The 13,066-nt window shown below is 36.2% G+C and carries 13 protein-coding genes; 8 read left to right on the forward strand and 5 right to left on the reverse strand.

Features of this window, described 5'->3' with window-relative positions; translation table 11 throughout:
* The first annotated feature begins 17 nt into the window (after positions 1 to 17).
* The 3 genes from OZX60_03440 to OZX60_03450 all read left to right on the forward strand — a co-directional run bounded on the left by OZX60_03440 (position 18) and on the right by OZX60_03450 (position 3,125).
* Positions 18 to 1,082, forward strand: coding sequence for an ABC transporter permease (locus tag OZX60_03440; GenBank protein ID WEV45796.1), 1,065 nt, complete (start codon positions 18 to 20; stop codon positions 1,080 to 1,082).
* Complete coding sequence (locus tag OZX60_03445) at positions 1,082 to 2,038, forward strand: ABC transporter permease (GenBank protein ID WEV45797.1); 957 nt, start codon at positions 1,082 to 1,084, stop codon at positions 2,036 to 2,038. The genes OZX60_03440 and OZX60_03445 overlap by 1 nt, the downstream gene beginning before the upstream one ends.
* A 139-nt stretch (positions 2,039 to 2,177) precedes the next feature.
* Positions 2,178 to 3,125 carry a tyrosine-type recombinase/integrase gene (locus tag OZX60_03450; protein ID WEV45798.1) on the forward strand — a complete coding sequence of 316 codons (948 nt, stop codon included), beginning with the start codon at positions 2,178 to 2,180 and terminating at the stop codon, positions 3,123 to 3,125.
* A 127-nt stretch (positions 3,126 to 3,252) separates the two neighbouring features.
* Here OZX60_03450 and OZX60_03455 read toward each other — a convergent pair whose 3' ends face one another.
* The 5 genes from OZX60_03455 to OZX60_03475 all read right to left on the reverse strand — a co-directional run bounded on the left by OZX60_03455 (position 3,253) and on the right by OZX60_03475 (position 8,779).
* Positions 3,253 to 3,843 (reverse strand): DUF4352 domain-containing protein, encoded by a 591-nt coding sequence (locus OZX60_03455; GenBank protein ID WEV45799.1) that lies wholly within the window; start codon positions 3,841 to 3,843, stop codon positions 3,253 to 3,255.
* A gap of 79 nt (positions 3,844 to 3,922) precedes the next feature.
* Positions 3,923 to 4,288: a hypothetical protein gene (locus tag OZX60_03460; GenBank protein WEV45800.1), complete on the reverse strand. Its 366-nt coding sequence runs from the start codon at positions 4,286 to 4,288 to the stop codon at positions 3,923 to 3,925.
* A 1,309-nt stretch (positions 4,289 to 5,597) separates the two neighbouring features.
* A complete protein-coding gene (locus tag OZX60_03465) occupies positions 5,598 to 6,578 on the reverse strand; it encodes an L-lactate dehydrogenase (GenBank protein WEV45801.1) in 981 nt (326 codons plus the stop codon).
* 198 nt (positions 6,579 to 6,776) lie between these two features.
* On the reverse strand, positions 6,777 to 8,426 hold the full coding sequence (locus OZX60_03470) for an NFACT RNA binding domain-containing protein (protein WEV45802.1): 1,650 nt from the start codon (positions 8,424 to 8,426) through the stop codon (positions 6,777 to 6,779).
* A gap of 2 nt (positions 8,427 to 8,428) precedes the next feature.
* A complete protein-coding gene (locus OZX60_03475; protein ID WEV45803.1) occupies positions 8,429 to 8,779 on the reverse strand; it encodes an iron-sulfur cluster biosynthesis family protein in 351 nt (116 codons plus the stop codon).
* A gap of 128 nt (positions 8,780 to 8,907) precedes the next feature.
* Between OZX60_03475 and OZX60_03480 the strand changes: the two genes are divergently transcribed.
* The 5 genes from OZX60_03480 to OZX60_03500 all read left to right on the forward strand — a co-directional run bounded on the left by OZX60_03480 (position 8,908) and on the right by OZX60_03500 (position 12,956).
* Positions 8,908 to 9,393, forward strand: a complete 486-nt coding sequence (locus OZX60_03480) for a hypothetical protein (GenBank protein WEV45804.1) — start codon at positions 8,908 to 8,910, stop codon at positions 9,391 to 9,393.
* Positions 9,394 to 9,413: 20 nt separating this feature from the next.
* Positions 9,414 to 10,397, forward strand: coding sequence for a tryptophan ABC transporter substrate-binding protein (gene trpX / locus OZX60_03485; protein ID WEV45805.1), 984 nt, complete (start codon positions 9,414 to 9,416; stop codon positions 10,395 to 10,397).
* Positions 10,398 to 10,459: 62 nt separating this feature from the next.
* Positions 10,460 to 11,338, forward strand: a complete 879-nt coding sequence (locus OZX60_03490; GenBank protein ID WEV45806.1) for an ABC transporter permease — start codon at positions 10,460 to 10,462, stop codon at positions 11,336 to 11,338.
* The gene (locus OZX60_03495) at positions 11,322 to 12,080 is read left to right on the forward strand and encodes an ABC transporter ATP-binding protein (GenBank protein WEV45807.1); all 759 of its coding nucleotides are present in this window, start codon (positions 11,322 to 11,324) and stop codon (positions 12,078 to 12,080) included. The genes OZX60_03490 and OZX60_03495 overlap by 17 nt, the downstream gene beginning before the upstream one ends.
* 168 nt (positions 12,081 to 12,248) lie before the next feature.
* Positions 12,249 to 12,956 (forward strand): HAD family hydrolase, encoded by a 708-nt coding sequence (locus tag OZX60_03500; GenBank protein ID WEV45808.1) that lies wholly within the window; start codon positions 12,249 to 12,251, stop codon positions 12,954 to 12,956.
* Positions 12,957 to 13,066 lie beyond the last annotated feature (110 nt).

Below are 13,066 nucleotides of genomic sequence, written 5' to 3' on the forward strand. Positions count from 1 at the left end.
ACTTAGTCTTAATTATTATGAAAACATTTGACTTGAAGAAATTTTTAGTCCCAGTGGTAGCCGTATTATTCGGTTTCCTATTTGGAGCTATCATCATGCTAATCTTTGGCTATAATCCTTTATGGGGATACGAAGATCTTTTAACCTCAGCCTTCGGGACAACAAGAAGTATTGGTGAAATCTTTAGAAGTATGGGACCACTAATCCTTACAGCCTTAAGTTTTGCGGTCGCAAGCCAGGCTGGACTCTTCAATATCGGAATGAGTGGACAGGCCCTGTGTGGATGGATGGCAAGCGTTTGGTTTGCCCTAAGCTTCCCTGACATTCCAAGGCTTGTAATGATTCCTCTTTTAATTATAATCGGTATGCTTGCAGGAGCTCTTGCTGCAGCAATTCCAGGGATTTTAAGAGCCTATCTGGGAACGAGTGAAGTTATTGTAACAATCATGTTAAACTATGTCTTCCTCTTTGTTTCTACATACTTGATTCATTATAAATTTAGCAAAAGCATTCTTGCTGAAAAAGATTCAACCCTTCAGGTTGGAGCTAATGCTACTTTCAGGCAGGAATGGCTGTCATCAATAACTAATAACTCACGTTTAAACATTGGGATCTTTATCGCCCTGATTGTTCTAATCCTTGTTTATATTATGATGACTAAAACAACTCTTGGATTTGAAATCCGCTCAGTTGGACTAAATCCATATGCCAGTGAATATGCTGGTATGTCAAGCAAACGTATCGTTGTAAGTTCAATGCTTATCGCAGGAGCTCTTGCAGGTCTTGGAGGTACAATTGAAGGACTTGGAACCTTCCAAAACTTCTTTGTTCAACCATCTAGTCCATCGATTGGTTTTGATGGAATGGCTGTAGCCCTTCTGGGACAAAATAGTCCACTTGGAATCCTCTTCTCATCATTCCTCTTCTCAATCTTAAAGGTTGGAGCTCCAGGAATGAACAAGACAGGAATTCCACCAGAAATCGTAAGTATTGTTATTGCAAGTATTATCTTCTTTGTGGGGATTAAATATGTAATTGAAAAACTAATCCCAAATTTCAAGGAAAAAGGAGGTAAGGCATAATGGATTTAATAACTATCTTTCAATTATTGATTTCATCAATGCTCATCTACGCAACTCCCTTGATTCTAACAAGTCTTGGAGGAACCTTCTCTGAACGTTCAGGAGTTGTTAATGTGGGTCTTGAAGGTATCATGGTTATGGGAGCTTTCTCAGCCATCGTCTTCAACCTAACTTTTACAAACCAGTTTGGTGCAGCTACTCCTTGGATTGCCTGCCTAGCTGGAGGAGTGGTGGGTCTTATTTTCTCACTAATCCATGCTCTGGCATCAGTATCACTTCGTGCCAACCAAATTATTAGTGGTACAGTAATTAACCTGATGGCGCCAGCCCTAGCTGTTTTCCTAACAAAAATCCTTTACGGAAAAGGTCAAACAGACAATATCAGACAAAGTTTTGGTTACTATGACTTCCCAGTTCTATCAAAAATTCCTGTTATTGGTCCAATCTTCTTTGAAAAAACTTCACTTGTTGGTTATGTGGCAATTCTGATTTCCTTTGTTGCCTGGTATGTTCTCTTTAAAACACGCTTTGGTCTTCGCCTAAGAAGTGTGGGAGAAAACCCTCAAGCGGCTGATACTCTTGGAATTAACGTTTATAAAATGCGTTACCTAGGAGTTATGATTTCAGGTTTTCTTGGAGGAATTGGAGGAGCAATCTTCGCTCAATCAATCTCAGTTAACTTTAGTGGGACAACAATCGCAGGTCAAGGTTTCATCGCCATGGCAGCTATGATCTTTGGTAAGTGGAATCCAATCGGAGCTATGCTTGCAAGTCTCTTCTTTGGATTATCTCAAAGTTTATCAGTAATCGGTGGTCAACTTCCACTCTTTGCTAACGTTCCAATCGTTTACCTACAAATTGCGCCTTACGTTCTTACAATCGTAGTTCTTGCAATCTTCCTAGGTAAGTCAACAGGACCAAAAGCTAACGGTGTTAACTACATCAAATCAAAATAAAAAAAAGAACCAACAAATCCTCAAAAATTTGTTGGTTTTTATTTATATTTACCCACTTAATGGTTATAATAGACTTAAAAATCATTACTGAGGAAAATTTACTAGAAAATTTATTAATAATAGCTAAGGAGGTAGTCAGATGGAAGTTATAAAATTAGAAGATTATAATGATAAAAGGGATTTACTTGTTAAAGATGAGATTAATTCCACGGTCCTTGAAAGTTTCATAAGCTACCTAGATACAAGTCCTAAAACCATTGAGACTTATACTAGAGCTCTCAGACAAATGTTTAAGTATTTTGCCTTAAACAATATTAAAAATCCCCAAAGGGTTGATATTTTAGCTTACAGGGAGGGACTTAAGGATAGTGGGCTTAAGCCGACAACGGTTCAAAATTACATCATGGCAGCCAGGCTTTTCTTCCAGTGGACAGCTCAAGAGGGAATTTATCCTAATATCGCTGATAGGGTTAAAGGAGCAAAGCTTGATAAAAATCATAAAAAGGATTATCTAACAGCTGATCAGGTCAAACACATTATTGAAAGTATTAATCAAGATACTGAAGAAGGACTTAGAAATTATGCCATCTTTTCTTTAATGATTACAGGTGGTTTGAGGACTATTGAAGTTTCAAGGGCTGATATCAAAGATTTAAGAATCCTTGGCCGTAATACTGTGCTTTATGTTCAGGGTAAGGGCCGGGAGGAGAAGACAGAGTATATCAAGATAAGTGCTCCTGTAGAAAAAGCTATAAGAGAGTACTTAGCCAGCCGGGAAGATTTGGAAGAAGACAGTCCACTTTTTGTCTCAACAAGCAATAATAGTAGGGGGAAAAGACTTACTACGAGGTCCGTTTCAGCCATTGCTAAAAAAGTTATGAAGGAAGCAGGCTTTAATAGTGAGCGACTAACAGCCCACAGCCTCAGGCATACGGCTGTAACCCTTGCCCTTCTTGCGGGACATGACATAACAGAGGTTCAGCAGTTTGCAAGGCACTCAAGTCTAAACACAACTATGATCTACAATCACGCCCTCGATCGTGATAAAAATGGCTGCAGCGACGGAATATCGAATTCTATTTTTTGAAGGTTGATAATTTAAATCATAAATCCTATCGATTTTTTATATTTGAAAAGTAAAAAACCCTTATTTATAAGGGTTTTTATTACTGCTCAAACATTGATTGAAGTAAGTTATTTTTTTGATGATCTAATTAGTTAAGCTCAAAAGTGATTTTACTTTTGTTTGAAAACATATTCCCGTTATAGAGAAGTTTGTATTTATCGCCAACCTTTGCTTGACCGATTAGACTACCAGTAACACTTCCATCTTTAGCTAAAGAACCAGAATTAAGAGAATCGTTGACAAATTGCTCCCCAGAATCAGCCATTACAAATTCAGTCAAGTTAGTCTGATTTCCATTGCTGTCTAATTTGAAATCGTATGGATTATAGTCTATTGTGTCATCGCCTTTGTTAGTAATTGTTATATTCACGATAACATATTGATTTCCTTCCTTAGGTTTTGAGTATTTTGTACCTGATGAATATTCAACACTATTAACTTTGAATTGAACGTTGTTATGTTCGACAACATCACCAATCTTGAAAGTAGTCTGCTCAGATTTTTTTTCAGATGATGCAGTTGAAGAACCATCTTCAACTTTTTTCGCTTTAGAAGTTCCTAGAGAACCTCCTATAATGAATATCAGAATAACAACGATCGCCCAAAACCAAACCTTTTTATAAAAAGGTTTTTTCTGAACGTATGTATTTCCATTTTCGTCTGTAATTTTTTTAGCCATAAACAAGCCTCCTATGATATAATATTTTTGTATGCATTACATCCTAGTCTCTGATTGCCATCAGGGGCTTTTTATATTGTTAATTAATCGATACCTTAAGATTTTCGGATTCCTTCAGAGCTTTGATAATACAAATGATTCCTAAAAAAATTAAAATAGCAATGAAAAAGATACGCATACCACTTAATCCTTCGGCAAATGACGAATAGACATTCCCTGCTTGTTGATAATAGCTTTCAGCTATACTGTCCCCGCTCACAGATCTGATTTTACTCATAGTGTCACTTGCATCATGCATGCTATTAGTACTACCAACAATTACAGCGTGGACCCTCCATGCGGTATAGAAAAGCCATAAGCTAGTAGCTGAGTAAAGTATAATAATAATCTTCTTTGCTATAAATTCCTCTTGTTTATTACTACCATTAGTAACATTTTTCTCCATAAAACAAGCCTCCTATGATATAATAATTTTGTAAATACAGTACATCCTAGTCCTTGATTGCCGTCAGGGACTTTTTTGCATTTAGTTTAATTATATCAATAAGAAATTAGGATATGTCATTTTGATCTAAATTAGTACACAAATAGTACCTTCTAGCCATTTTTTTTTAAATTTTTTGATTTTGTTAAAAAATGCAGAGGGAAATAATGGAAGTTTTATTTTTGGGCCCAAATGATCGATTTTTGTTATTTGGCTCATTTTTTAAGAAAATATTTTTTTGCCTTCGACATTTACAAAAATTATAAAATATTTTAATAAATAATTAATATAATTATTATATTTAATTAAATAAAATATATTTATAAAAATAATAAAAAATTAACTAATTTAAATATATTAAAAAATATATTTAATAATTAACATCTACTTCCGCAAATAAGCATTAGCGGAAGTAGGAAATAAATGCAAAATTAAGATATTTACTATATATTTATTTGAATAAACAACTATTTAAAGATACAAAAATAAAATATAAATAAAAGATTTAAATTAAGTAAATAAAATAATAAACACTTACATTAAAATATAAACTTCCATCTTTTTTCTACTTTTCTTAAATAAAGTTAATAAAACAAAAAAATCAATCTGTAAAATGCAGAAAGGAAAGTATTTAGGCAAATCATGACGAAGAAACTCTTAGATTAGGCCCCATGTTTCAAATCGAATGGACTAGCCGGTGTAATTTATGTGGTATCCTTTTCTTATAAGTTTAAGTATCATTTAAGTAGATCATAGAAATGAATAGTAGGCTAAAAGAAGTGCAGCATAAGTGCAATATCTAGCTTTACTTGGTTAAGTATTTCTGATATTATATGCCTGTTCTAAGGGAAATTTAGATGAACGAGCTATATGAAAGCAGGAGTTTTAACTATGAATGAAAGCAAATTAGATTCTAAAATAACTAAGAAAACACTAAACTTCACACATGCAATTTTATTTTTACTTGTAATTATTTCTTGGATTCTTTTCTATAAGATAAATCATGCATGGGGAGTAGTCTTTCTGACATCACTTCTTGTTCTAGCTATGTCGATGTTGTTTCAAATAATTTTTGGGATAGTGGCAACAATAACTTGCAAAAGTGAATAAAAAGCAATCAACTTGATTGCTTTTTTTGTGTCTTCTTAAGGTGCTTAGAGGCTCTATTCAGCTTCTTTGTAAACTGTTTTGTAAATCCTCGGTAGAGGGACAACAAATGTAATAAAAAACCTCCCCGCACAAGGAGGGGAGGTTAGTCATCAAATGACGATTAGTTTTTAGCTGCAGAAGCGAATTCTTCTTTGCTGAAAGCTTCGTTGATGATGTCTTTAAGTTGTTTAGCTGAAGCTTGCATTTTTTGAGTTTCAGCGTCGTTAAGTGGGATGTTAACTGGACGAACGATACCGTGAGCACCAACAACAGCTGGTTGACCGATAAATACGTCTTCAACTCCGTATTGACCTTCTTGGAATACAGAAAGTGGAAGTACTGAGTTTTCATCGTTAAGGATTGCTTGAGTGATACGAGCAAGAGCTACAGCGATACCGTAGAAAGTAGCACCTTTTTTCTCGATGATTGAGTAAGCAGCATCACGTACTGATACGAATAAGTCAACAAGACCTTGCTCATCAATTCCTTCAACGTCTTGTAAGAATTGTTCAAGTTTAACACCAGCAACGTTTGCGTGTGACCAAACTGCAAATTCTGAATCTCCGTGTTCACCCATGATGTATGCGTGGACGCTACGTGCATCAACTCCAACTTTTTCAGCAAGAGCTTGACGGAAACGAGCTGAGTCAAGTGAAGTACCTGATCCGATTACGCGCTCTTTAGGGAATCCTGAGAATTTCCAAGTAGAGTAAGTAAGAACGTCAACTGGGTTAGCAGCAACTAGGAAGATTCCGTCAAATCCGCTTTCAACGATTTTAGTAACAACTTCTTTGTTGATACGTAGGTTTTTCTCAACTAGGTCAAGACGAGTTTCACCTGGTTTTTGAGGAGCACCAGCTGTAAGTACTACTAGGTCAGCATCGTGAGCGTCTGAGTAGTCAGCAGCGTAGATTTTTTTAGGTGAAGTGAAAGCAAGCGCATGGCTAAGGTCTTCAGCATCTCCTACAGTTTTTTCTTTAAAGATATCAACAATTCCAAGTTCTTGGGCGATACCTTGGTTTACAAGTGCAAAAGCGTAAGAAGAACCTACAGCTCCATCACCGACAAGAATTACTTTTTTGTGTTGTTTAACATCAGTCATTTTTAAATCTCCTCTATTAAATTTAGATTAATTTGGATGGTTCTTGAAAAAACCATCAGACAGGTCAATTATACCACTTACTTTATGCTTTGTCATTCGATTAACAAAGATTTTCAACAGATTTTAGATACAGTTTCAAAAAGTTGTTATAAACAATTCACTTTATATTGCAACACAATATATAACAGGAAGATAAAATTAGTTCTCTTCCTTCATTTCTTTGATTCGCTCAAAATCTGGTGTGACCCGGAGGGTTTTTTGACCAGTATAGGTTACAAAACCTGGAGCAGATCCTGCAGGTTTGTTTAATTTTTTGATTTCAATCATATCAACTTGGACCAGGTTTGACATTCTTGCCTTAGAGAAATAGGCAGCAAGCATAGCAGCTTCTGTAACAACCTCATCACTTGGATGGGGATTATCTCTAAGAACAACATGACTTCCTGCAAGGTCCTTAGCATGGAACCAAAGATCATTTTTCCGGGCGATTTTATGGGTCAACTGTTCATTTTGCAGGTTGTTTTTCCCAACTAAGATTAGACTTCCGTCACTTGCGATATATCGTTCAGGATCCTTAAGTTTTTGACGTTTATTGTCCCTTTTTCTTAGTTTAATATAGCCTGTTTGGATTAATTCTTCCTTGATTTCAGCGATTTCAGATAAGTCAGCCTGGGCTAGGGAATTTTCAACACTTTCCAGGTATAAAATAGCCTGTTTGGTTTGTTCAATTTGACTATTAAGATATTTAACTGCCTGTTTTAGTTTTTGGTACTTGTGGAAGTATTTTTGGGCATTTTGATTGGGTGTTAGAGCCTTGTTTAAGGCGATTTCAATCTTTTGACCATCGTAGTAGTTATCAAGAATAACTGAATCCTTATTATTTGGTACCTGGTGCAAGAAGGTCGTAAGAAGTTCACCCTTTTGCCTAAAGGTTTCAGCCTTGTCAGTTGCCTTAAGTTCTTTTTCCTGCTTCTTAAGTTTTTGGCGGTTCTTTTTAAGCTCATTATCAACCTTACGGATAACCTCACTGGCCACCTGGCGGACGCGGTCCCGCTCAGCCTTATCCGAATAGTAGACATCTAGAAGTTCCGATAAACTATCATAGGCCAAATAATCGTCAGCCAGTTTAAGAGCAGAGAAGTTGTCGCTTGAGGGATAAAGGGAAGGACAAAGGTCATTAATGAAATTATGGAAGGATTTTATTTTCTCGTTGGGAAGAATATTTTGTTCCAGAGCAGCAGCTGTATCTCGTCCTAGACCTTGGAATACTCTTTGTAAATTATCCTCAGTATTTAAGATATCAAATAATTTATCATCACTTACGGTAAAGGGATTTATCTTACCGTCACTAGGTGGGGCCAAATAGGTGCTTCCTGGAAGAATGGTCCGGTAGGCATTTTGCGAAAAGCCCACATGTTTAATCGACTCAAGGATTTTATTTGATTTTCGATCGACCAAAAGAATGTTTGAGTGTTTACCCATGATTTCACAGATTAGGGCAATCTCCATGGCATCCCCGATTTCATTCTTGCTAGAAATTTCAAAGACAATCTGCCTGTCGTTTTCAACCTGTTTGATACTGTTGATTAGGGCACCGCTCAAGTATTTCCTTAAAATCATTACAAAGGTTGTAGGAGTTTTTGGGTTCTCAAAAACCGTCTTAGTTAATTGGACCCTGCCAAAACTTGGGTGGGCAGATAAGAGAAGTTTATGATTTTTACCGTTTCCCCTAATTGTAAGGACCAGCTCCTTATCAAAGGGCTGGTTTATTTTTTGAATTCGTCCACCAGTAAGACTTTCCTCTAATTCAGAGGTCATATAGTGGAGAAATATACCATCAAAAGCCATTTTTATTTATTCCTAAAATCTATTATTTCGAAATTGCGGTCAAGACTTTCATAATCACAAGTTAGGAAAAGTCTGAAGTTTTCGAGTGATAGTTTCATTTTATCAGATAGGTAATTCTTTGAATAGCCTTTATAGGGCATAGGACCTAAATCACTATCCATTTGATTATCATAAACAGGATCAGTGAAATCTGGATCGACTAAGAGGATTCTAAAATGGTTGAAAAGTGAACATGATCCCTTGCGTGAAAGCAATCCATTTCCGTCATCCATGTCAAAGATTAATTTGGCTGGTTTATCACCTATCATTTTTTTGATTTTTTCTTGTGCTTCATCAGTAATTTTTAAGTACATATATGTATCCTCCTCACCCCTATTCTATCACTTTGCCCAGGAATTTGCTTGCGGTGCATCTCGCTTTTAGGTATAATTAAGAAATCAATAATTTTCTATATTTTTACTTTTAGAAAGGAGGGGGAGATTTGAGAACTGATGCCAGAAAACTTTCAAGAGATCTTAAACTTTGTTTAGGAATTTTAGTACTTATTTTTCTATTATTAATTCCAACTTTTAGAAAAAATATCCGGGCAGAGCAGCTTGATGCGGTTTTAAATGTTGCTACAAATGATAAAATTGCAGATACATCAACTCAGGATATTAGCAAGGTTTTACAAGGTAATTTAGCTACAACTGTTATTTTCATAGATCCTAAGAATGAGGATTTAAATCAAAAGTTTTACGATTATGTTGATCAAAGTAAGGGAGATACCAAGTTAAATCGTAAAATCTATATTTATGAAGAAGTTTACCCTAATAAGTTGGTGCAGGATTTAAAAATTGATATGAAGGATAGGATAGCTGTTGTTTTCTTTGAGGGAGACAAAAAAACAAAGGTTATCTACTTTGATAGTTCAAGCAATTTTAATAAGGATTTTGCAGACAAACTTAACAAATTGTCAGTACAATAGGAAGAATTTAGGAGAAAATTATGAAAAATAAAAAACTAATGTTTACCCTGCTTGGTCTTGTAGTCCTTGCCCTAGCTGCAATTGTCCTACCTCAGCTTGATAAGAAAAAGGACAGCAAAAGTGATAGCCTTCAAATCGGTGTCTTACAGTTTGTAACTCACCCAGCCCTTGATGAAATCTACAAGGGAGTTAAGGAAGGTTTATCTGAAGAAGGTTATAAGGATATAAAGATTAACTTCCTAAATGGTGAAGGTGATCAAAGTAAGCTTCAAACCATGAGTAAGGAGCTTGTAGCCCAGAAGAATGATGTTCTCGTTGGGATTGCAACACCTGCTGCTCAGAGCCTTGCCAATGCAACAACAAGTATTCCAATTATCATGGGAGCTGTAAGTGATCCTGTGGGTGCTAAACTTATCAGCAATCTTGAAAAACCTGATAAGAATATTACAGGTGTATCTGATAAGTTTCCTGTTGACAAACAACTTGACTTAATGAAAGAAGTTTTACCAGACCTTAAAACTGTCGGTGTCCTTTATTCAAGTAGTGAGGACAATTCTAAGTCACAGGTGGCTGAGTTTAAAAAAGCAGCAGAAGCTTCTGGAATTGAAGTAATTGAGTATGCAGTACCTTCAACAAATGAAATTTCAGCAACCATGGAAGTTGCGACTTCTAAGGTAGATGCCTTTTATACACCAATGGATAATACAGTAGCAAGTGCCTTTCCAACAGTAATTAATATTGCAAACAAGGCTAAAAAACCTGTTTTCCCAAGTGTTGATACCATGGTCGAACAAGGTGGTCTTGCGGCTGTAGCCATTAACCAATATGATCTTGGTAAGGCTACTGGGAAAATGGCTGCCAAGATACTTAAGGGAGAAAAAGTTTCAAATCTTCCTGTTGAAGAGTTTAGCGAGGTTAAACCAGTCGTCAACGAAGAAGCAGCAAAAAAACTTGGAATTACTTTACCAGAAAAATTACTGGCTGAAGCAGACAAGGTAAAATAACAAGTAAAACTCGTGACCTTAATCGCGAGTTTTTCATAACACATCAAATAAGAGGATAATTTATGATTTTATCAACCATCAATCAAGGTTTATTATGGGCCATCTTAGGGCTTGGGATTTACCTAACCTTCAGGATTTTAAACTTTCCTGATATGACCGCAGAGGGTTCATTTCCATTAGGTGGTGCTGTGGCTGTAACCATGATTAGTCATGGCTTTAACCCTGTTGTATCAACCCTTGCAGCCTTTCTGGCAGGAGCTCTAGCAGGCTTTACAACTGGTATTTTATATACCAAAGGACGTGTTCCAACCCTTCTAGCTGGTATTTTGGTCATGACCAGCTGTAACTCAATCATGCTTATGATTATGGGCCGGGCCAACCTAGGACTTTTGGACAACAAGCGCCTGCAGGACTACCTACCCTTTGAAAATCAAGATCTTTCAATCTTAGTTCTTGGCCTTCTAGCAGCCTGCCTAGTAATATCACTTATGATCTTCTTTTTAAATACCAATTTAGGTCAGGCCTTTGTAGCTACTGGAGACAATTCTGATATGGCCCAATCTCTTGGGATTAATACTGATAAGATGGAGCTTTTGGGACTTGTTTTGTCAAATGGTATAATCGGCCTTGCAGGAGGGCTTATAAGTCAAAGTGATGGTTACGCTGATATCAACAAGGGGATTGGAGTTATTGTAATCGGTCTTGCAAGTATTATCATCGGAGAGGTTTTCTTTGCAAATGTAAGTCTTCTTGAGCGTTTAATTGCTATTGTGATTGGAAGTATTTTCTACCAAATCATTATCATGCTAATAATCCGCCTAGGTTTCAATACCAACTACTTAAAATTATTCAGTGCGATTATCCTTGCAATCTGTCTAATTATCCCAACATTAAAGGACAAATTCTTCAAGGGGGTCAAGATAAATGCAGGCAATAATTGAGTTAAAAAACGCAACCAAGGTAGTTGATAATGGTAGTGATGAACAAAAAGTTATCCTGGATCAAGTAAACTTGACCATTAACCAGGGAGATTTCATTACAGTTCTTGGGGGAAATGGAGCAGGTAAATCTACCCTTTTTAATACCATTGCTGGAAATCTTTCCCTTACAAGTGGTCAGGTCTTTATAATGGGTGAGGATATGACTAAAAAATCTCCTGAAGTCCGGGCCAAGTATATTTCAAGAGTCTTCCAGGATCCTAAGATGGGAACGGCTCCCCGAATGACCCTAGCTGAAAATCTAGCTGTAGCCAGGCTTCGAGGTGAAAAAAGACGACTGGTTCCTAGACGGCTTGCAAGCTATAAAAAAGAGTTTACTGAACTGGCCTCAAAAATCGGCAACGGTCTTGAAAAGCATCTGGATACACCAGCAGGAAACCTTTCAGGAGGTCAAAGGCAGGCTCTAAGTCTTCTTATGGCAACCATTAAAAAACCAGACCTTCTCCTGTTAGATGAGCATACGGCAGCCCTTGACCCCAAAACAAGCAAGTCCCTAATGGAACTTACTGATGAGTTGGTTAAAAAAGATCAATTAACCTCACTCATGATTACCCACCATATGGAAGATGCCCTGAAATACGGTAACCGCCTCTTAGTTATGCAGGACGGAAAAATAGCTCAGGACTTAAATAGTCAGGAAAAAGCTAAACTAAGCATCCAAGATTTTTATCAGATATTTGAGTAAAGAATATCAGTTAATGTCGGAAGAAACTCCGACAGGTAAGAAAAACGTTCGTAAATACGAACGTTTTTTGATTGTATTAAGAATAACATCCCTGTATAATTTGCTTTTGATTTAGCTATCTGCTAGGATGATTATGTGAATAAAATAATAAGGGATTGGTGTTAAAAATTGGTTGAAGATATAAGTGAACTTAGAAGCAGGAAAAATTTGATTTTTGACTGGGATAATACCCTATTTGACTATCATGGTTATTGGCTAGCAGCCCATAAAATTTTTTATGAGAACTCCCCAAGGTTGAAAAAACTAGATTCCTTTGATAATTTAATGGAAACTTATTTGTCATATGATAAAAAACTATGGCCAGATGTTTCAGCAGGCAAAATCTCCCTTGATGAACTCAGGTATAAAAGGAATCAGCTAACGGCTCAAAAATACGGGATTGATTTGACCAAAGCTGAAAGCCAGGATATTTTTTCAAAAATTTTTGACATTCTAATTGAACAAATCGTACCCCAAGACGCGCTTCTTGAAAGACTTAAAAAATTAAGGAATAAAAATATCTACATCCTTACTAATGGAAGTGAAGTAGAGCAGACAGCAAAGCTTAAAAAGGCTAATTTTTACCAGGAATTTCCTACCTATATCTCTGAAATAATTGGATATGAAAAACCATCACTACTGGCATTTAAGCATGTTTTCGATGCAAATAACATAAATCCCCTTGATAGCGTAATGATTGGTGACTCTAAGGATAACGATATACTTCCAGCAAATAATCTAGGCTTACTAACAGTTCATATAGGTCCTCGTCCATGTAAGGAGGCAAGATTTAATTTTTCTACTATTGATGAACTTTTAGATGTCCTTGAAAATTAGAATAAAATCATGAAAAACTCCTTTAAAAAGGGAGTTTTTTTAATTTTATATACCCACAATCTCCTGAAAAGCTGCTTAAAATTTGGTATAATAAGGGGGATTTGGTATCA

The organism is Streptococcaceae bacterium ESL0687 (genome assembly GCA_029392475.1).
In the GTDB taxonomy this organism is placed as follows: Bacteria; Bacillota; Bacilli; order Lactobacillales; family Streptococcaceae; genus Floricoccus.

What these genes read in the sequence shown, in the direction of transcription:
- OZX60_03445 (WEV45797.1), top strand. Translation starts at nt 1,082, where the DNA reads ATGGATTTAATAACTATCTTTCAATTATTGATTTCATCAATGCTCATC.
- OZX60_03440 (WEV45796.1), top strand. Translation starts at nt 18, where the DNA reads ATGAAAACATTTGACTTGAAGAAATTTTTAGTCCCAGTGGTAGCCGTA.
- OZX60_03470 (WEV45802.1), bottom strand. Translation starts at nt 8,426, where the DNA reads ATGGCTTTTGATGGTATATTTCTCCACTATATGACCTCTGAATTAGAG.
- OZX60_03465 (WEV45801.1), bottom strand. Translation starts at nt 6,578, where the DNA reads ATGACTGATGTTAAACAACACAAAAAAGTAATTCTTGTCGGTGATGGA.
- OZX60_03455 (WEV45799.1), bottom strand. Translation starts at nt 3,843, where the DNA reads ATGGCTAAAAAAATTACAGACGAAAATGGAAATACATACGTTCAGAAA.
- OZX60_03475 (WEV45803.1), bottom strand. Translation starts at nt 8,779, where the DNA reads ATGTACTTAAAAATTACTGATGAAGCACAAGAAAAAATCAAAAAAATG.
- OZX60_03460 (WEV45800.1), bottom strand. Translation starts at nt 4,288, where the DNA reads ATGGAGAAAAATGTTACTAATGGTAGTAATAAACAAGAGGAATTTATA.
- OZX60_03495 (WEV45807.1), top strand. Translation starts at nt 11,322, where the DNA reads ATGCAGGCAATAATTGAGTTAAAAAACGCAACCAAGGTAGTTGATAAT.
- trpX (WEV45805.1), top strand. Translation starts at nt 9,414, where the DNA reads ATGAAAAATAAAAAACTAATGTTTACCCTGCTTGGTCTTGTAGTCCTT.
- OZX60_03450 (WEV45798.1), top strand. Translation starts at nt 2,178, where the DNA reads ATGGAAGTTATAAAATTAGAAGATTATAATGATAAAAGGGATTTACTT.
- OZX60_03490 (WEV45806.1), top strand. Translation starts at nt 10,460, where the DNA reads ATGATTTTATCAACCATCAATCAAGGTTTATTATGGGCCATCTTAGGG.